This is a genomic window from Microbacterium sp. K36, assembly GCF_004794355.1.
GTDB classification, from domain to species: Bacteria; Actinomycetota; Actinomycetes; order Actinomycetales; family Microbacteriaceae; genus Microbacterium; species Microbacterium paraoxydans_D.
Genome location: NZ_SSDN01000031.1, coordinates 1 through 1,193, shown reverse-complemented (window position 1 = coordinate 1,193; position 1,193 = coordinate 1). Strand labels below are relative to the sequence as shown.

The 1,193-nt window shown below is 70.4% G+C and carries 1 protein-coding gene; it reads left to right on the top strand.

The genetic code is table 11. The features are described from left to right. The first annotated feature begins 238 nt into the window (after positions 1–238). Positions 239–1,075, top strand: a complete 837-nt coding sequence (locus DW296_RS01275; protein WP_136050754.1) for a type IV toxin-antitoxin system AbiEi family antitoxin domain-containing protein — start codon at positions 239–241, stop codon at positions 1,073–1,075. The last annotated feature ends 118 nt before the right edge of the window (positions 1,076–1,193 follow it).

The following is a 1,193-nucleotide window of genomic DNA, read 5'->3' as shown; positions in this document are numbered from 1 at the left end:
GTCTCCGTCCGTCTCCGATCCCGTCTCCGTCCGTCTCCGATCCCGTCTCCGTCCGTCTCGGTTCCTGCCCCGGATGCACGACCACGTTCCGTCTGTACGACGGAATCCCCGGATCAGGACTACCCGCGGCTCCGGATCGTGCAGGTGACTCTTCCTCCATGGATCCCCGGACGCCCCGACTCGTCCCCATGACGCCCTTCGGGCCCCGCCGAGACACCGGAGGACGCAGAATCGGCGAATGCTCGATCCCGTCTCGACCCTTCACCGTCTCGGAGGCATCGCCCGCGGCCGCGACCTCGGGGCTTTCGGAATCTCCCGCTCCGCCTTGTCCCGCGCGGTGCGCGCCGGTCGGATCCATCGGGTCCGCGCGGGGATCTTCGCCAGTCACGACCTCGACGCGACGGTGCTCACGGCGGCTGCCCACGGAGGGGCCATCAGCTGCGGCACCGCGCTCCGTGCCCACGGAGTCTGGGTGCTGTCGGAGAGCGATGCGCCGCACGTCTGGCTCGGTCGCAACGGCCGCGCGCACGCGCACATCGAGTGCCGGTGCATCCCGCATCATTTCGAGGGACGCACCCGGTTCGGCATTGTGTCTGTCGAGGACGCGCTCCGGCATCTGCACGTGTGCGAGGGTGACGAGGCCTTCTTCGTGTCCTTCGAGTCGGCCTGGCGGCAGGGACTGATCGGGCGGGCCGCACGGGCCCGGATCCGCGCCGCGCTACCCCGGTCCGCGCGTTGGCTCGTGGACCTCGCTCGTCCTGACGCGGACAGCGGCCTGGAGTCCCTGCTACGCCTCCGTCTCCATGTCCTCGGCGTGCACCTCACGACGCAGGTCGCGATCCCCGGTGTCGGCCGCGTCGACTTCGTCGTCGACGGCCGCCTCATCATCGAGGTCGACGGACGTGAGTACCACGGCGCCCCTGCGATGCGCCACCGCGATCTCGCCCGTGACGCCGTCGCATCGCGACTCGGGTACGAGACGCTGCGCTTCGATTACGCCCAGGTCGTGCACGACTGGCCCACGGTCCAGGCTGCGATCGAAGGCGCCCTCCGTCGAGCCCACGACCGCATCTGACGCCTGATCCCGCGCTCACCATCCCGGTTCCGCATGCACGCCCCGGTCCCGCTCCACGCCCCGGTTCCGCATGCACGCCCCGGTTCCGCATGCACGACCCGGTCCCGCATGCACGACC